Source organism: Pseudomonas sp. NGC7 (assembly GCF_047159675.1).
GTDB classification, from domain to species: domain Bacteria; phylum Pseudomonadota; class Gammaproteobacteria; order Pseudomonadales; family Pseudomonadaceae; genus Aquipseudomonas; species Aquipseudomonas kermanshahensis.
Window position 1 is genome coordinate 528,028 of the sequence record NZ_BAAFZY010000001.1, and the last position, 25,173, is coordinate 553,200.

Sequence of the window (25,173 nt, forward strand, 5' to 3'; positions counted from 1 at the left end):
CTGACGTCGAGTGTAGACGGGCATTCAGGGGGATGTGGGGCAGAAATCAGGCATTGTGTCGCCGCTTTGGCCACAAAAGAAAAACCCCGGCCTGGGCCGGGGTTTGTCATCACTCGTCGAGGAAGGAACGCAGATGCTCGCTGCGCGTCGGGTGGCGCAATTTGCGCAACGCCTTCGCTTCGATCTGACGGATCCGTTCACGGGTCACGTCAAACTGCTTACCTACCTCTTCGAGGGTGTGGTCGGTGTTCATGTCGATGCCGAAGCGCATACGCAGCACTTTGGCTTCGCGGGCGGTCAGGCCCGAGAGCACGTCACGGGTGGCTTCCTTGAGGCTTTCGACCGTGGCTACGTCGATCGGGGACTGCATGGTCGAGTCCTCGATGAAGTCGCCCAGGTGCGAATCTTCGTCGTCACCAATTGGGGTTTCCATGGAGATCGGCTCTTTGGCGATCTTCAGTACCTTGCGGATCTTGTCCTCAGGCATTTCCATGCGCTCGCCCAGCTCTTCCGGGGTCGGTTCACGGCCCATTTCCTGCAGCATCTGGCGGGAAATACGGTTGAGCTTGTTGATCGTCTCGATCATGTGCACCGGAATACGGATGGTGCGGGCCTGGTCGGCGATCGAACGGGTGATCGCCTGGCGAATCCACCAGGTGGCATAGGTCGAGAACTTGTAGCCGCGACGGTATTCGAACTTGTCCACCGCTTTCATCAAGCCGATGTTGCCTTCCTGGATCAGATCGAGGAACTGCAGGCCACGGTTGGTGTACTTCTTGGCGATGGAGATCACCAGACGCAGGTTCGCCTCGACCATTTCTTTCTTGGCGCGGCGGGCCTTGGCTTCACCGATCGACATGCGACGGTTGATTTCCTTGATCTCCGCGACGGTCAGGCCAGTCTCGGTCTCAAGGTCGATCAGCTTCTGTTGGCAGGCGACGATGGCAGCGTCTTTTTCACCCAGGGCAGCAGCCCACTTGGTGTTACGCTTGGCCAGGTCACCGCTCCAGGTCTGGTCGGTTTCGTTGCTTGGGAACATGCGCAGGAAGTCGGCACGCGGCATGCGAGCGTCACGGACGCACAGTTGCATGATGGCGCGTTCTTGCTGACGCAGGCGGCTCAGTGCATCACGCACGCGCTCGACCAGTACCTCGAACTGCTTGGGTACCAGCTTGATCGGCATGAACAGATCGGCCAGCGCCTGCATGGCGCCGATGCTCTCGGCATGGCTACGGCCATGCTTTTTCAGCACCTTGAGGGTGACGGCGAGCTGATCGGAAACCGCACCGAAACGCTGAGCGGCAACGACTGGGTCCGGGCCACTTTCGGCCTCTTCCTCATCGTCGCTCTCTTCGCTTTCTTCTTCGTCGTCCGTTTCTTCCTTGGCAGCCGCAACCTTGGCACCTGGAACAGGCACTTCTTCGGTCGGGGCAGCGATGTTGTCATCAGGGTCGATATAACCGCTGAGCACATCGGACAAACGGCCACCTTCGGTGGTGACGCGGTCGTATTCGCTGAGAATGTAGTCGACAGTACCCGGGAAGTGAGCGATGGCGCCCATGACTTCACGGATGCCTTCCTCGATACGCTTGGCGATTTCGATCTCGCCTTCGCGGGTCAGCAGCTCGACAGTACCCATTTCACGCATGTACATGCGCACTGGGTCGGTCGTGCGGCCGATATCGGTTTCAACTGCCGCCAACGCAGCAGCGGCTTCTTCGGCCGCGGCTTCGTCGGTGTCGGCTTCCGCCAACAGAAGGGCATCCGCATCCGGAGCACTCTCGAATACGTTGATCCCCATGTCGTTGATCATGCGGATGATGTCTTCCACCTGTTCAGGATCTGAAATATCCTCAGGCAGGTGGTCGTTGACCTCCGCGTAAGTCAGGTAGCCCTGCTCACGACCGCGGGTGATCAACTCTTTGATACGAGACTGCTGTTGCGCTTTTCCGGACATAACACCCTATCCACTGAAGGTCTTGGCGGGCAAAAAACAAGCCGAGGATTATACCCGAGCATGGGCCTCACGCGCCAGATGAGGTCGGCGTTTGTGCGGGAACATTCCTGCTAAGCAGGGCGAGAAGCTGCGATTTTTCCTCACTGCTCAACTCGCTTTGACGCGCTTTCCTGAGCAGATGTTCCAGGCTGCGCTCGCGTTGGCGGGCGGACAAGCTAGTTATAGTGTCGAAAAACTGTTGTTCAAGGTTGTCGGCTACGATCAGCCATTCCTTCTCGGCCAGCGCCCGCAGCAAACGGCCCTGTTCAGTGCCGTGCCAGCGTGCGATCAACTGCATTGAGCTTAGCCCAGGATTCTTCTGAGCGGCTTCGATCAATGCCACCAGCAACTGGCTGTACAGGTGCTCTTCGTCGGCGAAGTGGCTGGCATCTTCCACCTTGCCGGCCAGTAATGGGTGGTGCAGCAACGTGCGCAAGGCCGCCAGGGTCGGGGGCTCCACGGGTGCCGGGGTGCGCGGTGGGGCCTCGTCGCGTTGCTGCCAGGGCTTGCCGCCTTTGCGGTTTTTGTCCCAAGGCTTGTCGCTCCACGGCTTCTTGCCGCCCGCCTTGTTCGGCTTCCATTGTTGCTCTTGCTGCGCCGGCGCGTAGTCGTGCTGCGGCATGTCGCCGTAGTCAGGCGTGTAGCTGGCCATGGCATCGTAGTCATAGCCCGGATCGTAGTCCGGGACGCTGCTACTGGCTGCCGGTTGTTGGGCCAGTTGCTCGACTTGCTGAGGGTCGAGGCCGGTGATTTCCTTCAGGCGGTTACGCATCAACTGACGCAAGTTGGCGCCAGGGATTTTTTCGATCAACGGTGCAGCCAGGGTCGCCAAATGCGCCTTGCCTTCTAGCGAGCGCGGGTCAGCTTCGGCGCTCAGTTGCTCGAAAAAGTAATCTGCCAGGGGTTGGGCATGCTGGTTGATGCGTGCCATGAAGGCATCGGTGCCTTCGGCGCGCACCAGGCTGTCCGGGTCTTCGCCTTCGGGCAGGAACAGAAAGCGTGCGCGGCGGCCATCCTGCAGGGCCGACAGGGTCGACTCCAGCGCGCGCCAGGCCGCCTTGCGCCCGGCCTGGTCGCCGTCGAAACAGAACAGCACGCTGGGCACCACGCGGAACAGGCGCTTGAGGTGCTCTTCGCTGGTGGCGGTACCGAGGGTGGCGACGGCGTTGCGCAGGCCCTGCTGGGCCAGTGCGATGACGTCCATGTAGCCTTCGACGACGATGATTTCGTCGAGGTTGCGGTTGTGCTTGCGCGCCTCGTAAAGCCCGTAGAGTTCCTGGCCTTTATGAAAAACCGGGGTTTCCGGGGAGTTGAGGTACTTGGGTTTGTCGTCACCCAGTACGCGGCCGCCGAAGGCGATCACGCGGCCACGGCTGTCGCGGATCGGGAACATCACGCGGTCGCGGAAGCGGTCATAGCGTTTGCCGGTTTCGGCGTTCTCGATCAGCAGGCCGGCATCGATCATGACCTTTTGCTGCAGGGTGTCGGCGCCCAAGTGCTTGAGCAGGTTGTCCCAGCCAGGTGGCGCGAAGCCCAGGCCGAAGTCCCGGGCAATCTCCCCAGACAGGCCGCGGCCTTTGAGGTAGTCCACCGCCGCTTTGCGGGTGGGGTGGTTGCGCAGTGCCTGGCGGTAGAATTCGGTAGCGGCTTCCAGTAGCGGATACAGCGGTGAATCGGTTGGCTGGCGCGGCTTTTGTGCGCGACGGCCTTCTTCGCGGGGCACTTCCATGCCAGCGGCGCGGGCCAGTTCCTCGACGGCCTGGGGGAAGTCCAGGTTGTCGTGGTCCATGACGAAGCCGAGGGCGTTGCCACCGGCGCCGCAACCGAAGCAGTAATAGAACTGCTTGTCGGGGCTGACCGTGAAGGACGGGGTCTTTTCCTTGTGGAACGGGCAGCAGGCCGAGTAGTTTTTGCCGGTTTTTTTCAGCTGGACGCGCGAACTCACCACGTCGACAATGTCGAGGCGGTTGATAAGGTCGTCAATGAAACTCTGGGGAATCAGCCCGGCCATGGCAGTCTCGTCATCTGGCAACTGGCAAGTCTAATCGCTCACGCGCCGGTTGGGGCGAATGCTGCAAGGGGAAGTGCGAGGGAAGTATGTGCTCGTCGCCAGCCAATGAAGGCTCGTCAGACAGGACGTGCACGATCTGGTCAATGACCAGCTCTGACGTTTCAGGCAGGTTGCCCCCATGCAGTTCGCATGACGCGAGTGCATAAAAGGCCTTGAGCTAGCTGCCCAAGTTTGAAGCAGTTGTGAAGCAACCGCTGCCATCGGCCCGGCGGTGAGCCGGGCAGGGCAGAAGCTTTGCGTAGAACGTCTGTATTAGTACAGACGAACGGCGCGGCGCTGTTCGCGCTGAACTTTCTTGGCGTGGCGCTTAACAGCAGCAGCTGCTTTACGCTTACGCTCGGCGGTCGGCTTCTCGTAAAACTCGCGGCTACGAACTTCAGCCAGTACACCGGCTTTTTCGCAGGAGCGCTTGAAACGACGCAGAGCTACGTCGAAGGGTTCGTTCTCTTTAACTTTGACGGCTGGCATCCAGGGCTACCTTAATTCATTACCGGGGTAGACGTGCTCCTGGCAAAACAAAGGTGTGCTGGAGAACGTCGGTTTTCAAGGGTTGCGGATGTTAACCCTTAGCTGGCCGGAATGCAAAGCCTCTGATCGAAAACCGCTGGTCGGCACCCGACACGGCGACTATCATGCGCGGCTTCGAATTCAGCCCCCACAAGGGACGAGCCCATGCTAGTACTGGGATTGGAAACATCCTGCGACGAAACTGGCGTCGCATTATATGACAGCGAACGCGGTTTGTTGGCCGACGCGCTGTTCAGCCAGATCGACCTGCACCGCGTGTTCGGCGGTGTGGTACCGGAGCTTGCCTCACGCGATCACGTCAAGCGCATGCTGCCGTTGATTCGCCAGGTATTGGACGAGGCTGGCTGCGTGGCCACCGAGATCGATGCCATCGCCTACACCGCGGGTCCTGGGCTGGTCGGCGCACTGCTGGTCGGCGCGTCCTGCGCTCAGGCCCTGGCGTTTGCCTGGGACATCCCGGCCATTGGCGTGCACCACATGGAAGGCCATCTTCTGGCGCCCATGCTGGAAGAAAACCCGCCCGAGTTTCCGTTCGTCGCTTTGTTGGTGTCGGGTGGCCATACCCAGTTGGTCAGGGTGGATGGCATCGGCCAGTACGAGCTGTTGGGCGAAAGCCTGGACGACGCAGCCGGTGAGGCGTTCGACAAGACCGCCAAGCTGATCGGCCTGAACTACCCCGGCGGCCCGGAAATCGCCCGGCTGGCCGAGCAGGGCGTGCCAGGGCGGTTTGTTTTCCCACGGCCGATGACCGATCGCCCCGGGCTGGAATTCAGCTTCAGTGGCCTCAAGACGTTCGCCCTGAATACCTGGCAGCAGTGCCGTGATGCTGGCGACGACGGTGAGCAAACCCGTTGCGACGTGTCGCTGGCATTCCAGCAGGCGGTGGTGGAGACTTTGACCATCAAGTGCAAGCGGGCCCTGAAGCAGACGGGCCTGAAGCGGCTGGTGATTGCCGGTGGTGTCAGCGCCAACAAGGCCTTGCGAGCCTCCCTCGAGGAAATGCTGGGTGGCATGAAGGGCAACGTGTACTACGCCCGCCCGCAGTTCTGCACCGACAACGGCGCGATGATCGCCTATGCCGGCTGCCAGCGCCTGTTGGCCGGGCAGCAGCAGGACCTGGCGATCAGCGTGCAGGCGCGCTGGCCGATGGAGCAGTTGCCGCCGGTCTGAAAGTTGTCAGAAGTGGCGTTCACGCCCGGCGAACAGGTCGCGTAGGTTGTTGCGGTGGCCCCAGACGATCATCAGCGTGAGCACGCTGATCGGCAGCAATGCCTCGGGTTCGCGCCAGGCGAGCAGGGGCAAGGTCAGCGGCGTGGCGATAAGCGCCGCCAGTGAGCTGGTACGTGTGAGGTAGAAGGTCAGCAGCCAGGCAGCGATGGCCAGTAATGCCGCCGGGAAGTACAGGCCCATGAGCATGCCGGCCGCCGTTGCCACGCCCTTGCCGCCCTGGAAGCGAAAGTACAGCGGGAACAGGTGGCCCAGCACCGCGCACACGCCAACCCAGGCCTGCTCCTGCAGGTCGAGGCCGGCAGCGCGGGCAAGCAATACGGGCAACAAGCCCTTGCACAGGTCGCCAAGCAGGGTCAGGATCGCCAGCTTGCGGCCTGCCAGGCGAAGCATGTTGGTGGCCCCGGCATTGCCTGAACCGCTGGCACGGGGGTCCGGGCTGCCGAAAAGGCGGCTCAGGACAATGGCGAAGGACAGCGAGCCGAGCAGGTAGGCGAGCAGCGCCAATAACCAAAACATGCTAACTATTCCGGGCGAGGACGCCCTGATTCTAACGGCGCCAGTCGCCCTTGTCGTGCTGTGGAGAGAAGTGCTTGGACAGAGTGTTCATCGAAGGCCTGGAAGTCGATACCGTCATCGGTGCCTATGACTGGGAGCGGGATATTCGCCAGTGCTTGCGCCTGGACCTGAGTTTTGCCTGGGACAACCGCCCGGCGGCGGCCGGCGACGATCTCAGCCTGGCGCTGGACTACGCCAGTGTTTCGGCGCGTATCCAGGCATTTTCCGAACAGGCTCGCTTCGAGTTGGTAGAAACCTTCGCCGAGCGCCTGGTCGCGGTGCTGATGGAAGAATTCCAGATTCCGTGGGTGCGGTTGAAGCTGACCAAGCCAGGCGCGGTTCCGGCTGCCCGTGGCGGTGTTGGCGTGGAGATCGAGCGCGGATGTCTCTGAACACGGTTTACCTGGGCTTGGGCAGTAATATCGACCGGCATGCGCACTTGTGTGCCGGGCTCGATGCCTTGGCGGGCATTCTCACCGACATGCGCTGTTCGCCAGCGTTTGAAAGCCAGGCGGTCGGGATCAAGAGTGGGCCGTTCATCAACTTCGTGGTGACCGGCAAGACCGATTTGCCGTTGATGGAGCTGGACCGCCGCCTCAAGTTCATCGAGGCCGACAACGGCCGTTACGCGCCAGAGCGTAAAGGGCTGCCGCTGGATATCGACGTGCTGCTGTATGACGATCTGCACGGCACGTTCGATGGGTTGGTGCTGCCGCGGGCCGAGATTTTGAAAAACGCGTTTGTGCTGTGGCCATTGTCGCTGCTGGCGCCAGAGCTGGTGCACCCGGGGGTGGGCAAGCCGATGGCGCAGGTGTGGCAGGAGGCGCGGATCGATCAGGTGCTGGCGCCGGTTGCCTTTGAGTGGCGCGGGTTGCAACTGACGCCTGCCTGATCCGGGAGATCTGGTTGCCTGTGCCGGCCCTTTCGCGCTCCCACAGGGACCGCAAAATGCCTGAAAGCAGCGGCGTACTGGTGGGAGCGGGCTTGCCCCGCGAAAGGGCCAGGCCAGGCAATCGATAAATCAGCCTTCTGCACTACCCTTGTAGGCAACAAGCGCCTTCAACCGCTCACCTTTGAGTGCCTCCCCCAACGCCTGCCCGGTCAGCCCAGCCTGCACCAGCGGCTTCACATCCACCGCCCTCGCCGCCGCCGCTGCGCCCCTTAGGTAATCAGCCTGTGGATAAGCCCGCTCGCCCTGACGGGCACGCGCATCCATCTGGCAGGCGCTGAGGAAATCGTCAAAACGCTGTGGCCGGCGGTACACATCGAACTTCTGCAACAGCCCCAGCAATGCCTCAGGATCCAGCTCAAAGGCCTGGTTGCAGTGTGTTAGGCACTCACCCACCAGCATGGCCAGCTCCTGGCACTCGCGCGGTGCCTTGAAGCGCTGGCTGACCGCCTTGATCACTGCCGGCTGCAGCTCGCGCAGCAGGCAAGCCCAGCGCACGTGCAGCGGTTGACCGTGCAGCGCAGCCTGCTCCAGGCCTGCCAGTGCGTGATGGCTGTCGATGAGCTCAGGCAGCAACTCCTGCAAGGCGTCGCACGCGTGCAAGACCTCGAAGAACACCTGGGGTTGCGGCTCCATCAGCGCGCGCTCGATCTCTTTCCAGCTGCGCTCAGCGGTGAGCGCTTGCAGCTCGCCGGAGGCGCTGATCTGGCGCATCAGCGCCAGCGTCTCGTCAGCGACCTTGAAACCGAGGGGGGCGTAGCGTGCGGCAAAGCGGGCAACCCGCAGCACCCGCAGCGGGTCTTCGGCGAATGCCGGGGAAACGTGGCGTAACAGGCGCCTGTCGAGATCTTCTTTGCCGTGGTAGGGGTCGTACAGCGTGCCCGCATCATCCTCCGCCATCGCATTGATGGTCAGGTCGCGGCGGATCAGGTCTTCTTCGAGGGTGACGTCGGGGCTTGCATGGAAGGTAAACCCGCCATACCCCCGCCCGCTCTTGCGCTCGGTGCGCGCCAGGGCATATTCCTCACCGCTTTTGGGGTGGATGAAAACCGGAAAATCAGCCCCCACCGGGCGATAGCCCAGGGCTTGCATCTGTTCGACGGTCGCGCCAACCACCAGCCAATCGATATCGCTGACGGGGCGCCCGAGCAAGCGGTCGCGCACGGCGCCGCCGACTTTGTAGATGTGCATGTACAGCCTCCATAACTGCCCACAGGATAACCTGTTGGCAGTCATGCAGGGGCAGCGGTGCTAAAGGTGGTGGATGACGGCCAGGTCCATGCGGCCATAGTCGGCGCTTTCGCTGTGCTCGCCGCGGGGTGGCATGTGGTGGGTCTTCATGACCTGGTCGCCCTGTACGGTCTCCAGGTGGATGTCGAAGCCCCACAGGCGATGCAGGTGCTTGAGCACTTCCTCGGTCGAGTCGCCCAGGGGTTTGCGGTTGTGCTGTTGGTGGCGCAGGGTCAGCGAGCGGTCGCCGCGCCGGTCGATGCTCCAGATCTGCACGTTCGGTTCGCGGTTGCCCAGGTTGTATTGCGCCGCCAGTTGCTCGCGGATGACCCGATAACCGGTCTCATCATGGATGGCGGGCACCAGCAGGTCATCGCGCTGGTCGTCGTCCAGAATGCTGAACAGCTTGAGGTCGCGGATCACCTTGGGCGACAGGTACTGCAGGATGAAGCTCTCGTCCTTGAAGCTGCTCATGGCGAACTTGATGGTCGATAGCCAGTCACTGCCGGCAATGTCGGGGAACCAGTGGCGATCCTCCTCGGTAGGGTTTTCGCAGATCCGGCGGATGTCGGTGTACATCGCAAACCCCAGCGCATAGGGGTTGATGCCGTTGTAGTAAGGGCTGTCAAAGCCTGGCTGGAACACCACGCTGGTGTGCGATTGCAGGAACTCCATGATGAAACCGTCGGTGACCAGGCCTTCGTCGTACAGGTCGTTCATCAGGGTGTAGTGCCAGAAGGTAGCCCACCCTTCGTTCATGACCTGGGTCTGGCGCTGCGGGTAGAAATACTGGGCGATCTTGCGCACGATGCGCACCACTTCACGTTGCCAGGGCTCGAGCAGCGGGGCGTGTTTTTCGATGAAATAGAGGATGTTTTCCTGAGGTTCGGCGGGGAAACGCGCATCATCGCGGTCGCCGCCTTTTTCTGCGCCCTTGGGAATGGTGCGCCACAGGTCGTTGATTTGCCGCTGCAGGTGCTCTTCACGCTCTTTTTGCCGGCGCCGTTCCTCTTCGGCGGAAATGGGGTAGGGGCGCTTGTAACGGTCGACGCCGTAGTTCATCAGGGCGTGGCAGGAGTCGATGAGGTCTTCGACCGCATCGATGCCGTGGCGCTCTTCACATTGGGCGATGTACTGCTTGGCGAACACCAGGTAGTCGATGATCGAACTGGCATCGGTCCAGGTGCGGAACAGGTAATTGCCTTTGAAGAAGCTGTTATGGCCGTAGCAGGCGTGAGCAATCACCAGCGCCTGCATGCACATGGTGTTTTCTTCCATCAGGTAGGCGATGCACGGATCGGAGTTGATTACGATCTCGTAGGCCAAGCCCATCTGGCCCCGACTGTAGGATTTTTCGGTGCTGAGGAACTGTTTGCCATAGGACCAGTGGTGGTAACCCAGTGGCATGCCGACCGAGGCGTAGGCATCCATCATCTGCTCGGCGGTGATCACTTCGATCTGATTGGGGTAGGTGTCCAGGGCGTAACGCTCGGCCAGACGGCTGATTTCCCGGTCGTAAGTCTGGATCAGGTCGAACGTCCACTCGGACCCGGTGGAAATGGGTTGGCGTTTCTGAGCTCTGGCGGTCATGTGGCTAACCTGCGCTGGAAGAGTTCACGGAAGACCGGGTAGATGTCGCCGGCCGATACCAACTGCTGCTGGGCGAACGTGTCGGGGAAGCCCTCGCCGATTCGCTCGTACTCGTACCACAGCGCCTGATGCTCACGTGGGGTGATCTCAACGTAAGTGTAGTACTGCACGTGCGGCATGATCTGCTTGGAGAGGATCTCGCGGCAGATCGGCGAGTCGTCGTTCCAGTTGTCACCGTCAGAGGCTTGCGCGGCGTAAATGTTCCAATCGCTGGCCGGGTAGCGCTCGGCCATGATTTCCTGCATCAGCTTGAGTGCGCTGGAGACGATGGTGCCGCCGGTTTCCCGCGAATAGAAGAACTCTTCTTCGTCCACTTCCCGCGCACTGGTGTGGTGGCGGATGAAGACCACTTCGATACGGTCGTAATTGCGCTTGAGGAACAGGTACAACAGGATGAAAAAGCGCTTGGCGATGTCTTTGGTGGCCTGGGTCATGGAGCCGGACACGTCCATCAGGCAGAACATCACCGCTTTTGAACTGGGGTTGGGCTGCTTGACCAGCAGGTTGTACTTCAAGTCGAAGGTATCGAGGAAGGGCAGGCGGTTGATGCGCGCCTTGAGGCGTTCGATCTCTTGCTCGACTTCCTGGATGTCCGTGAAATTGTCAGGTTCCTCGACCTTCAGGCGGTCGAGTTCTTTCTGCGCCTCACGCAACAGGGCGCGGCTGCTGCCGGTCAGGGCGATACGCCGGGCATGGGCCGAACGCAGGGTGCGCACGATGTTGATGCGCGACGGGTTGCCTTCGTTGGCGATACCGGCGCGTACGGTCTTGAAGGTGTCGGCACCGGTCAGGTGACGTTTGACCAGGTTGGGCAGTTCGAGGTCTTCGAACATGAACTCGAGAAACTCTTCCTGGGTGATCTGGAAGACGAATTCGTCCATGCCCTCGCCGGAGTTGCCGGCTTTGCCGCGGCCACCACCACCACCGCCCCCTTGAGGCCTGGGGATGTGTTCGCCGGCAGTGAATTCCTTGTTGCCAGGGTGCACGATGGTCTGCTTGCCGCCACGACCGTGGTGCAACACCGGTTCATCGATGTCCCGTCCCGGAATGCTGATTTGCTCGCCATGCTCCATGTCCATGATGGAGCGGCGGCTCACGGCCTCTTCGACGGCCTTCTTGATGTGGTCACGGTAGCGCCGCAGAAAACGCTGGCGGTTGACCGTGCTCTTGTTCTTGCCGTTCAGGCGTCGGTCGATTACGTAGCTCATGGTCCCTCCGGTAGCTGGGAACAGCTGCACGCTTCAAGCTACGAGCTGCACGTAAAAGCAGCTGCCGCCGCCCGAGGCTGGCACTGCAGCCTTGGGCGTGCGGTGTGTAGCTTGCCGCTTTATTGCGATTTCCTGACCCGCAGGTACCATTCCGACAGCAGACGAACCTGCTTGTCGGTGTAGCCACGCTCCACCATCCGGGTGACGAAGTCGTTGTGTTTCTTCTGGTCTTCCTTGCTGGCCTTGGCATTGAAGCTGATGACCGGCAGCAAGTCTTCGGTGTTGGAGAACATTTTCTTCTCGATCACCACCCGCAGCTTTTCATAGCTGAGCCAGCTCGGGTTCTTGCCGTTGTTGTTGGCGCGTGCGCGCAGTACGAAGTTGACGATCTCGTTGCGGAAGTCTTTCGGGTTGCTGATACCGGCCGGCTTCTCGATTTTTTCCAACTCTTCGTTGAGGGCAATGCGGTTGAGGATCTCGCCGGTTTCAGGGTCGCGGTATTCCTGGTCCTGAATCCAGAAGTCGGCGTACAGCACATAGCGGTCGAAGATGTTCTGGCCGTATTCGCTGTAGGACTCCAGGTAAGCAGTCTGGATTTCCTTGCCGATGAACTCGATGTAGCGCGGCGCCAGGTATTCCTTCAGGTAGCGCAGGTAGCGTTCGCGCACTTCGGCCGGGAACTGTTCCTGTTCGATTTGCTGTTCGAGCACGTACAACAGGTGAACCGGGTTGGCTGCGATCTCGTGTGGGTCGAAGTTGAAGACTTTGGAGAGGATCTTGAACGCGAAGCGGGTCGACAGGCCGTTCATCCCTTCGTCGACACCTGCCGAGTCGCGGTATTCCTGGATCGACTTGGCTTTCGGATCAGTGTCCTTGAGGTTTTCGCCATCGTAGACGCGCATCTTCGAATAGATGTTGGAGTTCTCTGGCTCTTTGAGGCGTGAGAGCACGGTGAACTGGGCCAGCATCTTGAGGGTGTCGGGCGCGCAGTGGGCCTTGGCCAGCGAGCTGTTGACCAGCAGTTTGTCGTAGATCTTGATCTCGTCACTGACGCGCAGGCAGTAGGGCACCTTGACGATGTAGATCCGGTCGATGAAGGCTTCGTTGTTCTTGTTGTTACGGAACGTGTGCCACTCCGATTCGTTGGAGTGGGCCAGCAGGATACCGGTGTAGGGAATCGCCCCCAGCCCCTCGGTACTGTTGTAGTTACCTTCCTGGGTCGCGGTAAGCAGTGGGTGCAAGACCTTGATCGGCGCCTTGAACATCTCGACGAATTCCATCAGGCCCTGGTTGGCCCGGCACAGCGCACCCGAATAGCTGTAGGCGTCGGCGTCGTTCTGTGGGTATTCCTCGAGCTTGCGGATGTCCACCTTGCCGACGAGGGCAGAGATGTCCTGGTTGTTCTCATCGCCAGGTTCGGTCTTGGCAATGGCGATCTGGTTGAGGATCGACGGATAGAGCTTGACCACTTTGAACTTGGAAATGTCGCCGCCGAACTCCTGCAGGCGCTTGGTGGCCCAGGGCGACATGATGGTGTTCAGGTAGCGCCGTGGGATCCCAAACTCTTCCTCGAGAATGGCCCCATCTTCGGTGGCGTTGAACAAGCCCAGTGGCGATTCGAATACAGGTGAGCCCTTGATGGCGTAGAAGGGCACCTTTTCCATCAGCTGCTTGAGCTTTTCGGCCAGCGACGACTTGCCGCCACCTACCGGGCCCAGCAGGTAAAGGATCTGTTTCTTCTCTTCCAGGCCCTGCGCCGCATGGCGGAAGTACGACACGATCTGGTCGATGCATTCTTCCATGCCATGGAAGTCTTCAAAGGCCGGATAGCGCCTGATCACCTTGTTGGAGAAGATCCGCGATAGCCTGGAATTGTTAGAGGTGTCGACAAGCTCCGGTTCGCCGATGGCCAGCAACAGCCGTTCTGCCGCCGATGCGTAGGCGCTGCGATCCTGCTTGCACAGCTCGAGGTACTCCTGCAGCGAAAGTTCTTCCTGGCGGGTGGACTCGAAACGTTGTTGGAAGTGGCTAAAAATGCTCATGACGTCACCTCGCTCGATACGTGGAGACGACGCCGGATCAGTCAGCTGATGCTGGCATGCAACCGGGTTCGCCGATTGCTGTATACCCCCCAGAACACCCTTGAAACGCTACCGATGACCCGCACGCCGGTGTACCGGCTCTCCCCTTTTTTGGATGGCCTGGGCTTAAGGATAGTTGGTAATACGCAAGGTCAAGGGCGTGAGGCCGAGAAGTTGCTCGCGACCGTTCGTCAGGTGAGCCGCGAGCCCGCATGGGGCGCGGGCTGCAGTAAAAATGAAAAAATTATTCGGCAGCGCCTTGGGCGGTCTCGGCTGGGTAGGTGGCGCGCCACAGCTCAAAGCCGCCATCGACGCTGTACACCTCTGAAAAGCCCTGGCCCGCCAGGTAGGCGGCAGCGCTCTGGCTGGAATTGCCGTGGTAGCAGACCACCAGGGTCGGTGCATCGAGGTCGGCGTTGCGGATGAAATCGGCGACCGAATGGTTGTCCAGGTGGGTGGCGCCGCTGATGTGGCCGGCGGCAAAGGCTTGTGGGTCGCGAATGTCGACCACTACCGCACCTTGCGCGCGCAGGGCCAGAGCCTGCTCGGGAGGGATGCGTTTGAATTCGCTCATGGCTACGGTTTCCTTCAGGGCTGATCGTTGATTCTAGTGGGTTGTACCGGCGGGCGTACGGTGCCGTCGTCGGAACAGTCGCAGCGATGGTATTCACCGCTGTCAACGTTGTAGAGGGTCATGGCACCGCCCCACACGCAACCGGTGTCCAGGGCGATGATGCCGGGCTCGTCGACGCGCCCTTCAAGGGCGGCCCAATGGCCGAAGATGATCTTCACGTGGCGTGAACGGCGGTCCTTGTGCGCATACCAGGGCTTGTAGCCTTTGGGGGCGGTGCCCAGGCCTTCCTTGCTCTTTAGGTCGAGCTTGCCCTCGGGGGTGCAGAAGCGCATGCGCGTGAGGTAGTTGGTGATCACCCGCAGGCGCTCGATGCCGGTGAGGTTCTTGCTCCACTTGTTGGGCTCGTTGCCGTACATGCCGTCGAGATAAAGCTTGAGCCGGCCGTCGTCGCGCAGTGCTTCCTCGACTTCGGCGGCGAGCTCCAGGGCTCTGCCCAGGGTCCATTGTGGCGGTATGCCGGCATGCACCATGGCAATGCCGCGGGGCTCGTCGTAGTGCAGCAGTTTTTGCCGGCGCAGCCAGTCGAACAGCAGGTCGGCATCCGGCGCTTCGATGATTTCGCGCAGGGTGTCGCTTTTTTTCAGGCGTTCGACGTTGTGCCAGGCGGCCAGCAGGTGCAGGTCATGGTTGCCCAGCACGCAGACCAGCGACTGGCGGATCGAGTAGAGGAAACGCAGGGTCTCCAGCGATTCGGGGCCACGATTGACCAGGTCGCCGACCAGCCACAGGCGGTCGACGGCGGGGTTGAAGCGAACACGTTCGAGCAGGCACTTGAGCGGTTGCAGGCAGCCTTGCAGGTCACCGACGGCGTACGTTGCCATCAGTGCAGGGCCCCGGGTACCGCCAGGCGGAAGGGCGCGATTTCGGCGTCGAAGCGTTTACCGTCTTCGGCGAACATCTGGTAGCTGCCCTGCATGGTGCCCACGCGGGTGCTGATGACCGCGCCGCTGCTGTAGGTGTGGCTCTGGCCCGGGTCGATGTTAGGTTGCTGGCCGACCACGCCGGCGCCGCGCACTTCTTCGACTTCACCGTCACCGTTGGTGATCAGCCAGTGCCGCGACAGCAACTTGGCTGTGACAGAACCGTTGTTTTGCACGGTGATGGTGTAGGCGAAAGCGAAACGACTGTTTTCGGGGTCGGATTGTTCTTTGAGGTAACGGGTCACGACGCTGACGTCGATCTGGTAACGGGGATCGGACATGCAAAGGCCTTGGGCGAACTGACGCAATAATGCAGTCTAGGCCATTGGCGGGGGGGAGGGCCAGCGGTGTGGTCGCGGGCAGGTATGTGCAGGTGGGGTGGGGTGGCAGTGCCGGCCTCTTCGCGGGCAAGTCGGACCGCGAAGAGGCCGTAAAAGGCGCTAATCAGGCTTGTTGATCGGCCAACTGGTCAGCCAGGCGCACGAAGGCGGCCAGGTCCAGCTGCTCAGGCCGCAGGCTGCCATCTACGCCAGCGGCTTCGATCGCCTGGCTGTCGAGCAGGCCTTTAAGGGTGTTGCGCAGTGTCTTGCGGCGCTGGTTGAAGGCTTCGCGAACGACACGCTCCAGCAGCAGGTGGTCCTTGGCCGGGAACGGCAGCACTTCATGTGGCACCAGGCGCACGATGGCCGAGTCCACCTTAGGCGGCGGGTTGAACGCGCCAGGGCCAACGTTGAACAGGTGTTCGACCCGGCAGTGGTACTGCACCATGATCGACAGGCGGCCCCAATCACCGCCACCCGGGCCTGCGGCCATGCGCTCGACCACTTCCTTCTGCAGCATGAAGTGCATGTCGCGGATCAGGCCGGCATGGCTTAGCAGGTGGAAGATCAGCGGGGTGGAGATGTTGTAGGGCAGGTTGCCGACCACCTTGAGGCTGCGCGGTGGCACACCCAGCTGGTTGAAGTCGAACTTCAGGGCGTCGCCCTGGTGCAGGCGGAAGTTGTCGCGCCCGGCAAACTTGTGCTGCAGGATCGGCACCAGGTCCTTGTCCAGCTCCACTACGTCCAGTTGCGCGCCGCTGCCCAGCAGGCCTTCGGTGAGGGCGCCCTGGCCCGGGCCGATTTCCAGCAGGTGTTCACCTGCCTTGGCGTTGATGGCGCGCAGGATGCGGTCGATGATGCCGGCGTCGTGCAGGAAGTTCTGGCCGAAGCGCTTGCGCGCCCGGTGTTGGTATTGCTCGTTCATGGTCGGTTCTCGGCCATCTGGTAGGCGGTTTCCAGCGCGACCCGCAGGCTGCCGGTGTCGACCTTGCCGGTGCCGGCCAGGTCCAGGGCGGTGCCGTGGTCGACCGACGTGCGGATGATCGGCAGGCCCAAGGTCACATTGACTGCGGCGCCGAAACCTTTGTACTTGAGTACAGGCAGGCCCTGGTCGTGGTACATCGCCAGCACTGCGTCGCAGTGCTCCAGATATTTGGGGGTAAACAGGGTATCGGCCGGCAGCGGTCCGCGCAGGTCCATGCCTTCGGCACGCAGGCGGGCCAGTGTCGGTTCGATGATGTCGATTTCTTCGCGGCCCAGATGGCCGCCTTCTCCGGCGTGCGGGTTGAGGCCGCACACCAGGATGCGAGGGTTGGCAATGCCGAACTTGTCGCGCATGTCGGCATGCAGGATGCGGGTGACACGCTCGACGCGTTCGGCCGTGATGGCGTCGGCAATGTCGCGCAGTGGCAAGTGCGTGGTCACCAGGGCCACGCGCAGGCCACGGGTCGCCAGCATCATCACCACCTGTGCGGTGTGGGTCAGCTCGGCCAGAAACTCGGTATGCCCGGAGAAGGCAATGCCGCTTTCGTTGATCACACCCTTGTGCACCGGGGCGGTGATCATACCGGCGAAATGCCCGTCGAGGCAGCCGTTGCCGGCGCGGGTCAGGGTTTCCAATACGAAGCCAGCATTGGCCTTGTCCAGTTGCCCAGCCGTCACGGCGCTGGCCAAGGGCGTATCCCACACATACAGGCTGCCCGCAGGCGCGGGCTGGTCGGGCCAGTGCCCAGGCGCTACCGGCAGCAGGTTGACGGCCAGCCCCAGCTGCGTGGCCCGCTCGGCGAGCAGGTCACGGCTGGTGATGGCGATCAGGGGGTGGGGCTGGGCGTCTGCGGCGAGCAGCAAGCACAGGTCAGGACCTATGCCAGCTGGCTCGCCGGGGGTGACGGCGAAGCGCAGGGGCTTCACTGGGCGGCCTGGTCGGCGCCAGGCAGCTTGATTTCAACGTAGGCTTCGTCGCGGATCTGGCGCAGCCAGGTCTGCAGCTCTTCGTCGTACTTGCGGTTGCGCAGCACATTCATGGCCTGCTGCTCGCGTGCCTGCTCGGTGCTGTCGGTGGCGCGGCGGCCCAGCACTTCCAGGACGTGCCAGCCGTACTGGGTTTTGAACGGTTTGGTCACCACACCTTGCTGGGCGGTGGCCATCTGCTCGCGGAACTCCGGTACCAGGCTGTTCGGGTCGACCCAGTTGAGGTCGCCGCCGTTGAGTGCGGAGCCCGGGTCTTCCGAGAAGCTCTTCGCCAGCTCGCCGAAGTCTTCGCCGTTCTGGATACGGTCGTACAAGCGCTCGGCCAGCTGCTTGGTGGCCGCTTCGCTACGGATTTCGCTCGGCTTGATCAGGATGTGGCGGACATGCACTTCGTCACGCAGCACGTTCTCGCCGCCACCACGCTTCTCCTCGAGCTTGAGCAGGATGAAGCCGTTGGGGATGCGGATTGGCTGGGTGATGTCGCCGACCGACATGTTGCTGAGCATCTTGGCGAAGTCAGGTGGCAACTGGCCGGCTTTACGCCAGCCCATTTCACCACCCTCAAGGGCGTTTTCGCTGGCCGAGTTGGCAATCGCCACCTGGCCGAAGTCCGCGCCCTGGCGCAGTTGCTGGTAGAGCTCACCGACCTTGCGCGCCGCTTTCTGGATGTCGTCCGAATTGGCGGCTTCTGGGGTCGGGATGAGGATGTTGGCCAGGCGGTACTCTTCCGAGAGCTGCATCTTGCCCAGGTCCGAGTTCAGGTAGTTTTTCACTTCCTGCTCGGAAACCTGAATGCGCTCGGCCACACGGCGCTGACGCACGCGGCTGATGATCATTTCGCGCTTGACCTGCTCGCGCGCGTCGTCGAACGACAGACCATCATGGGCGAGGGCTGCGCGGAACTGGTCCAGCGACATGCCGTTGCGCTGGGCAATGGTGCCGATGGCCTGGTTCAGCTCCTCATCGGTGATGCGGATACCGGAGCGCTCGCCGATCTGCAACTGCAGGTTCTCGACGATCAGGCGCTCGAGCACCTGCTGTTCCAGAGCGCTGGTCGGTGGCACGCCGGCGCCACGCTTGGCGATGGTTTGCTGAACTTCGTGGACGCGCTGGTCCAGTTGGCTCTGCATGACCACGTCGTTGTCGACGATGGCCACCACTTTGTCCAGGGGTTGTACCGCGGCATGCACCGCGCCACTCAGCAATGCAGCGCCCAGCAACACTGGGCGCAGACGATCAATAAGCTTGGTCTTCACGTGTACGGTAACCTTGAATGCCTTCGTCGAGGAAAGATTCGACCTTGTTGCCTACTACACCACCGAGGCCTTTCAGCACGATCTGCAGGAAGATACCGTGGTCGCCTTTTTCGTTCTGCGGGAGTGCCTGGCTGAAGTCGTCGTAGTCGATCCAGTAACGGTTGACCAGGCGCAGCTTCCAGCAGCAGTTGTCGTATTCGAAACCGCCCATGGCTTCCAGGGTGCGGTTGCGGTTGTAGTCATGCTGCCAGCGAGCGATCACGCTCCACTGTGGAACGATCGGCCAGATGACCGAGAAGTCATGCTGTTGGATCTTGTAGTAATCCTTGATGTAGTTCGGATCACCAGGCGTGCCGTAGTCGCCGCCACCCACTTTCCAGGTACCCGTGGTCGAGTCGTAGGCAATGGTGTCGTTGCGGTAGCGGTAGCCGAGGTTGACGATCTTGTTCGGATTGTCTTCAGGCTGGTAGTGGAACATCGCGCTGCCCGAGCGGGTGCTGCGGCTGTCCGGGTCCCAGTTGAAGTCCGAATTGAAGCGCCAGTCGCGGTTGAAGTTGTAGCTGTACAGCAGTGCGTACGGCGACACGTCAGACTGCGAGTCTTTACGGGTGCGGTAGTCGATGCCTGGCAGTTGGACCTTGCGGTCCTTGAAGTACAGCGCCTGACCGATGCTGAAGCTCTGACGCTCGAAGCCGTTGTCTTCGATCCAGCGCGTGGTCACGCCCAGCGACAGCTTGTTCTCGTCGCCGATGCGGTCGGTACCGCTGAAGCGGTTGTCGCGGAACAGCGAGTCGTAGCTGAACAGGGTTTCGCCCGAGTCGAACAGCGGGATGTCCTTCTGGTCCTCGTAAGGGACGTAGAGGTAGAACATGCGCGGTTCGAGGGTCTGGCGGTAGTTGGTACCGAACATCGACGTGTTGCGATCGAAGTACAGGCCGCTGTCGACGCTGAAAATCGGAACGTCGCGGTTCAGGCTGCTGTTGAAGTCGCCGTTGAGCGCGACCGAGGCTGGGTTGTTGGCGATGTCGCTCTTGCCCTTGCCATCCAGATCGAGGTCATAGTGGGTGTACATGTACTTAAGCTTCGGCGTGATGTAGCCGTAGCTGGCTTGCATAGGCAAGCTCATGGACGGGGCAACGTTCAGTCGCGTGCCGTTGGCGCGGGCAACACCGAAGATGTTCTCGTCCAGTCGACGGCCAGGAACGCCGGCACTTGCGTCAGGGTTGCCATCTTTGTCGAGTACGAAGTCGTTTTTCAGGTCACGATCAAAGCGAACCGCTTCAGTCTCATACCCAAAATTCAAACCACCCGGCTGGAACGGCAGTGCGCCATTGAGGGTGATCTGCGGCAGACGGTCATACGGCGTGATCTGCGAGATGGTCGCCATCTCGTAGGCATGCACGTTCAACCGTGCGGTATAGCTGTCACCACGGTAGGTCAGGGCACCCTGCTGGTTGAGCAGGTCACGGCTTTCGACGCCGATCTGGTCAGACTCCAGGTCCTGGAAGTAGAACGGGTCGCTGATGTCGGTGTAGTCCACCTCGGTCATCAGGCGCTCGTCCAGCCCGCCCTTGTGCTGCCAGTTGACCATCCAGCGCTGATCTTTGTAGTCAGTCTGGTCTTTACGGTCGTCGTCCTTGTCGTTCAGGTACGCGCCGCCGAACTGGCCTTCGCTGGATGGGGTCAGGTAACGGAACTCACCTTCCATCAGCAGGCCGCGCTTGGTCATGTAGCGCGGGTACAACGTGGCGTCATAGTTGGGCGCCAGGTTGAAGTAGTACGGCGTGACCAGCATGAAGCCGGTGTCGCTGCTGCTGCTGAACGATGGCGGCAGGAAGCCGGACTGGCGACGGTCGTCGATCGGGAAGTAGATGTACGGTGTGTAGAACACCGGGAAATCCTTGACCCGCAAGGTGACGTTGGTCGCGGTACCGAAGCCGGTCGCCGGGTTCAGGGTGATGTTGTTGCCCTTCAGCTGCCAGGCGTTGCTGCCCGGTTCGCAGGTGGTGTACGTACCGTCTTTCAGACGGATGATGGCGTTTTCGCCACGCTTGGCGTACAGGGCGTTGCCGCGAATGTGCGACTTGTGCATCACGTATTCGGCGTTGTCGACCTGGGCTTCACCCGTGTCGAGCTGGATCTGCGCCTCGTCACCCACTACCAGCGAGCCGTTGTCACGGATCTTGACGTTGCCCTTGAGCTCGCCACGGTTTTCGGTCTGGTAGAGGTTGGCCTCGTCGGCCTCGGCCTGCATGCTGCCTTGGCGCATGACCACGTTACCGGCGAGGGTAGCGATCTGCTGCTCCTGCTGGTACTTGGAAACCTTGGCATTGATGTAGGTCGGCGATTCATCCTTGGGCGTGGTGTCGGCCATGCCTGGGCGGGTCGGCTCGATGTACGCGCCACCGCAGTACGGGCCGGTTTCGGCCAGCTGGGCTGCGGTGAGCTTGTCACGGGGGACCCAGTCCAGGTGGCTGTAGTCTTCGCTGCGCGACTTCAGGCCACGGCCCTTGGCCTCGGTGACCAGCATCGGTTTGTCCGCGGTTTCGGCCTCGGCCGCCTGGGCCTCGGTGCCGGAACTGAGGGCAGCACCCTCGTGCACCGGACGCGGCGGCAGGTTGTTGACTGGAGTCTTGGGCTTGCAGTCCCAACCGCCGGAGGCGGACACTTGGCAGTCGAACTGTTCGGCTGCCACGACGTACGACGTGGCCAGAGGTTGCAGGGCCAGCAAACCGCCGGTGACCAGCAACGGAAACTTTCTACGAAACGCGGGGGATTTCAATGCCATCTTATTAGTCCGGGCTTCCTGCGTGCCATCTGCCCGCGTGTGGGGCCGCACGCCTCTCGATGGTCTGAAAAAGATGCTGGATAATAAAGCATGACCCGCTTGACGGCTAGGGCCGTCGGAGACCCTTGTAATGCCTGATCACGATGTACGCTTGCAACAACTGACTGTCTGGCTCGATGAGCAGCTCAACAATCTTTTTCTGAAAAACGCCTGGGGCGAAGTGCCAGCAGGTAGCCTGACGGCCGCCAGTAGCGATGCGAGCTTCCGTCGCTACTTCCGCTGGCAGGGCGCTGGGCGCAGTTTCGTGATCATGGACGCCCCGCCGCCGCAGGAGAACTGCCGACCGTTCGTCGCCATCGATCACCTGCTGGCCAGTGCCGGTGTGCATGTGCCAGTGATCCATGCCGAAGACCTGGAGCGCGGTTTCCTGCTGCTGGGCGACCTGGGCCATCAGACATACCTGGACATCATTGATGCCGACAACGCCGATGCCCTGTTCAGTGACGCCATCGATGCGCTGCTGGCGTTCCAGCGCCTGCCGATGGACGCGCCACTGCCGAGCTACGACGATGCCCTGCTGCGCCGTGAAGTCGAACTGTTCCCGGAATGGTACGTCGGGCGCGCGCTTGGCTTGACCCTCACCGAAGCCCAGCAAGCCACCTGGCAGCGTGTGAGCCAGGCGCTGATCGACAGTGCCCTGGCCCAGCCCAAGGTGCTGGTGCACCGCGACTACATGCCGCGCAACCTGATGCAGAGCACGCCAAACCCAGGCGTGCTGGACTTCCAGGACGCCGTCTATGGCCCGGTCACCTATGACATCACCTGCCTGTTCAAGGATGCCTTCCTCAGCTGGCCACAGGCCCGTGTCGAAGCCTGGCTGCGGGATTACTGGCAAAAGGCGCAGGCGGCCGGCATTCCGGTACAGGCCGACTTCGAGGCGTTCCACCGTGCCAGCGACCTGATGGGCGTGCAGCGCCACCTCAAGGTCATCGGTATTTTCGCCCGCATCTGCCACCGCGACGGTAAGCCACGTTACCTGACAGACGTCCCGCGCTTCTTCGCCTATATAGATGAAGTGATCAAGCGCCGCCCCGAGTTGGCGGAGCTGGGTGAACTGATCGCGGAACTCCAGGCCGGAGCGTGTGCATGAAGGCGATGATCCTGGCGGCAGGCAAGGGCGAGCGCATGCGCCCTTTGACCTTGCATACCCCCAAACCCCTGGTGCCGGTCGCCGGTCAGCCGTTGATCGAATACCACCTGCGCGCCTTGGCGGCTGCGGGTATTACCGAGGTGGTGATCAACCATGCCTGGCTCGGCCAGCAGATCGAAGACCACCTGGGCGATGGCAGCCGCTTCGGCCTGAGCATCCGCTATTCACCCGAGGGCGAGCCGCTTGAAACCGGTGGCGGGATCTTCAAGGCGCTGCCGTTGTTGGGTGAGGCGCCGTTTCTGCTGATCAATGGTGACGTCTGGACCGACTACGATTTCGCTCGCCTGCAAGCGCCGCTTGCGGGCCTGGCGCATCTGGTGCTGGTCGACAACCCTGGCCATCACGGCCGTGGCGACTTCCGTCTGGTAGCCCAGCAGGTCGTGGATGGCGACGACGCACCGGGTACCCTGACCTTCAGTGGCCTGTCGGTGCTGGACCCGGCGTTGTTCGACGGTTGCCAGCCGGGTGCTTTCAAGCTGGCACCCCTGCTGCGTCAGGCCATGGCGCAGGGCAAGGTCAGTGGTGAGCACTACCGTGGCCATTGGGTCGACGTCGGTACGCTCGAGCGCCTGGCGCAGGCTGAACGCCTGATCGGCGAGCGCGCCTGACATGTGGTGGCCAAGCACGGTGATTGGTGCCGGTGCCGGTTTTGCCGTCGCCAGCATCCCGGGCGCCCTGCTCGGTGCCCTGGTAGGGCAGGCCATGGACCGGCGCCTGCAGGTGCGCGGCTGGGAGGACCTGCGCGAGCGCTTGGGCGGGCGCCCGGCCTTGCGTGACGAAGAATTGCTGTTCGTGCTGCTGGGCAGGCTGGCCAAGTGCGATGGCCGGGTTGCCGAGCAGCATATCCAGCAGGCACGCCAAGAGATGGTGCGCCTGGACCTGGCCGACGCGGCCCGGCTGCGGGCCATAGCCGCGTTCAACCGCGGCAAGGCCGGCAAGGACCGACTGGCCGGCCACCTGCGTCGTATCCGCGAGCAGCCGCATGCCGCCGAGGGGACCTTGCGCGCCTGTTGGCGCATGGTCTGGGCCGACGGCAAGGTCGGCGCCAAAGAGCGCGACTTGCTGTTGGACTGGGGGCAGACGCTGGGCTTGAGCCGGCGGCAGGTGCAAGCCCTGTCGTTGGAGTACGAGCCGCGCAAGTCCGGGCTGGACGGCGGCACCATGACCTACGCGGCAGCCATGCGCCTGCTGGCCGTGGAGGCAGATACCGAGGGCGACAAGGTCAAGCAGGCATATCGCCGGCTGGTTAGCCGCCATCACCCGGACAAGCTGGCGGGCAGCGGTGCCACGGATGCCCAGGTGCGTGCAGCGACCGAGCGGACCCGGGAGTTGCATCAGGCGTATGCGCTGATTCGCAAGCGGCGGGGGTTGTAGAAAAGCGGGGGCGCTTTACGCCCCTTTTCGCGGCGCAAGGCCGCTCCTACAAGTGCTGTGCATCCCTCGGGCTTTGCGCAAAATTGTAGGAGCGGCCTTGTGTCGCGAAAGGGGGGCAAAGCACCCCCATCGATTTCAGCTCACTCTTGCGGGTTCATCCACCCGCGCACCCGGCGGAACAACTGTTCCTGTTCAGCAGCTTTGTTACCGGGCATGGCAATCAGCGACAACTGGCGGTACTGGCTGTCCTTCTGCCGTTTGCTGGCCTGCAAGCGCAGTTCCGCTGCACGGCGATCGCCCGTGCGGGTGGCGTAATACACGTCGGCGGTCGGCACCTTGAGGGTCGGCGCGAGGCTTTCCAGGTCATGTTCCACCCGTGCCGGCGTCTGCGCGGCGATCATCACCAGCTTTTGCACCTGCGCGGGTTGTTTCTCGCTCAGGTAGCGGGCTGCCCAGTACGCGCCACTGCCATGGCCGATCAGCACGATGCTGCGTGAGTCATGCTGTTGCGCGTAAGCCACCGCCGCGTCGAGGCGGGCGAAGATACGCTCGGCGTCGGCCGGGTCATTCTGCTCGCTGGCCTGTGCGGCATCGGTGCTTTCTGCTGTGTCGGGGTCGGCGGCAGTCGCCTGGGCGACGTTGGCGTTGGCATCGGTCGGTGTGTCTTTGGCGGGCGCTGTTTCGCCCTCGTCCTTGGCAGGGGCCGCTGCGGGCTTGGCTTCGACACGCGCCTGCGGGCTATCGGTAAGCAGGTCGGGCAGGCTGACGCTGAGGCTGTGCCAGCCCACATCGGGGAACTTGCGCCGCAACGGGCCGACGGCGTTCGGCCAGTCGGCCGTTTCACCGGCACCGGGCACGAGGATCACCGCACCTTTGGGGTCGCTGCTGTTGGCCGGCTTCCACAGGGCCAGGAAGCTTTCGGCACCCGCCTGCAGGGTTTGCTGCTCGGCCTTGGGCACCAAGCGCTCCAGGGCCAGTGCGTCTTCCTGACTGCGTTCCAGCAGGGGCGGGCGGGTGGCTTCGGCCGGTGGGGCTTCGGCAGTGGTCGGTGGTTTTTCAGCGTCGGCGGCCATGGCCCCGAGCGGAAGGATCGAGGCTAGGCAGCACATTGCCAGCGTCGTGCGATAAAGTGTGGACATGCGTCAACCCAAGGCCAGAATGATACCGGCAGCCTAATAGTATTTGCCCGTGACGGCCATGTT

The 25,173-nt window shown here is 62.0% G+C and carries 22 protein-coding genes; 6 read left to right on the forward strand and 16 right to left on the reverse strand.

Annotated features, from left to right (window positions below; translation table 11 throughout):
- Positions 1–109: 109 nt before the first annotated feature.
- The 3 genes from rpoD to rpsU all read right to left on the reverse strand — a co-directional run bounded on the left by rpoD (position 110) and on the right by rpsU (position 4,535).
- Positions 110–1,957 (reverse strand): RNA polymerase sigma factor RpoD, encoded by a 1,848-nt coding sequence (gene rpoD / locus ACMCNM_RS02335; RefSeq protein WP_085274068.1) that lies wholly within the window; start codon positions 1,955–1,957, stop codon positions 110–112.
- Between the two features lie 67 nt (positions 1,958–2,024).
- Complete coding sequence (gene dnaG, locus ACMCNM_RS02340) at positions 2,025–4,007, reverse strand: DNA primase (RefSeq protein ID WP_186681346.1); 1,983 nt, start codon at positions 4,005–4,007, stop codon at positions 2,025–2,027.
- Between the two features lie 312 nt (positions 4,008–4,319).
- Positions 4,320–4,535: a 30S ribosomal protein S21 gene (rpsU, locus tag ACMCNM_RS02345; protein WP_003255575.1), complete on the reverse strand. Its 216-nt coding sequence runs from the start codon at positions 4,533–4,535 to the stop codon at positions 4,320–4,322.
- A 204-nt stretch (positions 4,536–4,739) separates the two neighbouring features.
- On the opposite strand from rpsU, the gene tsaD reads away from it, so the two are divergent.
- Entirely contained in the window at positions 4,740–5,765 is a 1,026-nt protein-coding gene (gene tsaD, locus ACMCNM_RS02350) for a tRNA (adenosine(37)-N6)-threonylcarbamoyltransferase complex transferase subunit TsaD (protein ID WP_027594375.1), read from the forward strand.
- Between the two features lie 6 nt (positions 5,766–5,771).
- Here the strand turns inward: tsaD and plsY are convergent, their stop codons facing one another.
- Complete coding sequence (plsY, locus tag ACMCNM_RS02355; protein ID WP_027594376.1) at positions 5,772–6,341, reverse strand: glycerol-3-phosphate 1-O-acyltransferase PlsY; 570 nt, start codon at positions 6,339–6,341, stop codon at positions 5,772–5,774.
- Between the two features lie 74 nt (positions 6,342–6,415).
- Between plsY and folB the strand changes: the two genes are divergently transcribed.
- Positions 6,416–6,772 carry a dihydroneopterin aldolase gene (gene folB / locus ACMCNM_RS02360; protein ID WP_033703061.1) on the forward strand — a complete coding sequence of 119 codons (357 nt, stop codon included), beginning with the start codon at positions 6,416–6,418 and terminating at the stop codon, positions 6,770–6,772.
- Positions 6,763–7,272 carry a 2-amino-4-hydroxy-6-hydroxymethyldihydropteridine diphosphokinase gene (gene folK, locus ACMCNM_RS02365; protein WP_027594378.1) on the forward strand — a complete coding sequence of 170 codons (510 nt, stop codon included), beginning with the start codon at positions 6,763–6,765 and terminating at the stop codon, positions 7,270–7,272. Before folB ends, folK begins: the two co-directional genes overlap by 10 nt.
- A 129-nt stretch (positions 7,273–7,401) precedes the next feature.
- Here the strand turns inward: folK and ACMCNM_RS02370 are convergent, their stop codons facing one another.
- The 11 genes from ACMCNM_RS02370 to ACMCNM_RS02420 all read right to left on the reverse strand — a co-directional run bounded on the left by ACMCNM_RS02370 (position 7,402) and on the right by ACMCNM_RS02420 (position 21,387).
- Complete coding sequence (locus ACMCNM_RS02370) at positions 7,402–8,520, reverse strand: multifunctional CCA addition/repair protein (protein WP_412763879.1); 1,119 nt, start codon at positions 8,518–8,520, stop codon at positions 7,402–7,404.
- A gap of 60 nt (positions 8,521–8,580) precedes the next feature.
- The gene (locus tag ACMCNM_RS02375) at positions 8,581–10,149 is read right to left on the reverse strand and encodes a SpoVR family protein (RefSeq protein WP_027594380.1); all 1,569 of its coding nucleotides are present in this window, start codon (positions 10,147–10,149) and stop codon (positions 8,581–8,583) included.
- A complete protein-coding gene (locus ACMCNM_RS02380) occupies positions 10,146–11,417 on the reverse strand; it encodes a YeaH/YhbH family protein (protein WP_027594381.1) in 1,272 nt (423 codons plus the stop codon). The genes ACMCNM_RS02375 and ACMCNM_RS02380 overlap by 4 nt, the downstream gene beginning before the upstream one ends.
- A 119-nt stretch (positions 11,418–11,536) precedes the next feature.
- Complete coding sequence (locus ACMCNM_RS02385; RefSeq protein WP_027594382.1) at positions 11,537–13,459, reverse strand: PrkA family serine protein kinase; 1,923 nt, start codon at positions 13,457–13,459, stop codon at positions 11,537–11,539.
- Between the two features lie 283 nt (positions 13,460–13,742).
- Positions 13,743–14,072, reverse strand: a complete 330-nt coding sequence (glpE, locus tag ACMCNM_RS02390) for a thiosulfate sulfurtransferase GlpE (protein WP_027594383.1) — start codon at positions 14,070–14,072, stop codon at positions 13,743–13,745.
- A gap of 14 nt (positions 14,073–14,086) precedes the next feature.
- Positions 14,087–14,953, reverse strand: coding sequence for a symmetrical bis(5'-nucleosyl)-tetraphosphatase (locus ACMCNM_RS02395; protein WP_412763880.1), 867 nt, complete (start codon positions 14,951–14,953; stop codon positions 14,087–14,089).
- A complete protein-coding gene (apaG, locus tag ACMCNM_RS02400) occupies positions 14,953–15,333 on the reverse strand; it encodes a Co2+/Mg2+ efflux protein ApaG (protein ID WP_027594385.1) in 381 nt (126 codons plus the stop codon). The genes ACMCNM_RS02395 and apaG overlap by 1 nt, the downstream gene beginning before the upstream one ends.
- 163 nt (positions 15,334–15,496) lie before the next feature.
- Positions 15,497–16,297 carry a 16S rRNA (adenine(1518)-N(6)/adenine(1519)-N(6))-dimethyltransferase RsmA gene (rsmA, locus tag ACMCNM_RS02405; protein WP_027594386.1) on the reverse strand — a complete coding sequence of 267 codons (801 nt, stop codon included), beginning with the start codon at positions 16,295–16,297 and terminating at the stop codon, positions 15,497–15,499.
- Positions 16,294–17,283: a 4-hydroxythreonine-4-phosphate dehydrogenase PdxA gene (gene pdxA, locus ACMCNM_RS02410; protein WP_412763881.1), complete on the reverse strand. Its 990-nt coding sequence runs from the start codon at positions 17,281–17,283 to the stop codon at positions 16,294–16,296. The genes rsmA and pdxA overlap by 4 nt, the downstream gene beginning before the upstream one ends.
- On the reverse strand, positions 17,280–18,599 hold the full coding sequence (surA, locus tag ACMCNM_RS02415; RefSeq protein WP_027594388.1) for a peptidylprolyl isomerase SurA: 1,320 nt from the start codon (positions 18,597–18,599) through the stop codon (positions 17,280–17,282). Before surA ends, pdxA begins: the two co-directional genes overlap by 4 nt.
- Positions 18,580–21,387 carry an LPS-assembly protein LptD gene (locus ACMCNM_RS02420; protein WP_027594389.1) on the reverse strand — a complete coding sequence of 936 codons (2,808 nt, stop codon included), beginning with the start codon at positions 21,385–21,387 and terminating at the stop codon, positions 18,580–18,582. The genes surA and ACMCNM_RS02420 overlap by 20 nt, the downstream gene beginning before the upstream one ends.
- A 130-nt stretch (positions 21,388–21,517) precedes the next feature.
- On the opposite strand from ACMCNM_RS02420, the gene ACMCNM_RS02425 reads away from it, so the two are divergent.
- From ACMCNM_RS02425 to ACMCNM_RS02435, 3 genes are read left to right on the forward strand one after another with little or no spacing between them, the layout of a single operon-like run.
- A complete protein-coding gene (locus ACMCNM_RS02425) occupies positions 21,518–22,537 on the forward strand; it encodes an aminoglycoside phosphotransferase family protein (RefSeq protein ID WP_412763882.1) in 1,020 nt (339 codons plus the stop codon).
- The gene (murU, locus tag ACMCNM_RS02430; RefSeq protein WP_412763883.1) at positions 22,534–23,205 is read left to right on the forward strand and encodes an N-acetylmuramate alpha-1-phosphate uridylyltransferase MurU; all 672 of its coding nucleotides are present in this window, start codon (positions 22,534–22,536) and stop codon (positions 23,203–23,205) included. Before ACMCNM_RS02425 ends, murU begins: the two co-directional genes overlap by 4 nt.
- Before the next feature lies 1 nt (position 23,206).
- Positions 23,207–23,971 carry a TerB family tellurite resistance protein gene (locus ACMCNM_RS02435; RefSeq protein ID WP_275748721.1) on the forward strand — a complete coding sequence of 255 codons (765 nt, stop codon included), beginning with the start codon at positions 23,207–23,209 and terminating at the stop codon, positions 23,969–23,971.
- 140 nt (positions 23,972–24,111) lie between these two features.
- Here ACMCNM_RS02435 and ACMCNM_RS02440 read toward each other — a convergent pair whose 3' ends face one another.
- On the reverse strand, positions 24,112–25,110 hold the full coding sequence (locus tag ACMCNM_RS02440; protein WP_412763884.1) for an alpha/beta hydrolase family protein: 999 nt from the start codon (positions 25,108–25,110) through the stop codon (positions 24,112–24,114).
- Between the last annotated feature and the right edge of the window lie 63 nt (positions 25,111–25,173).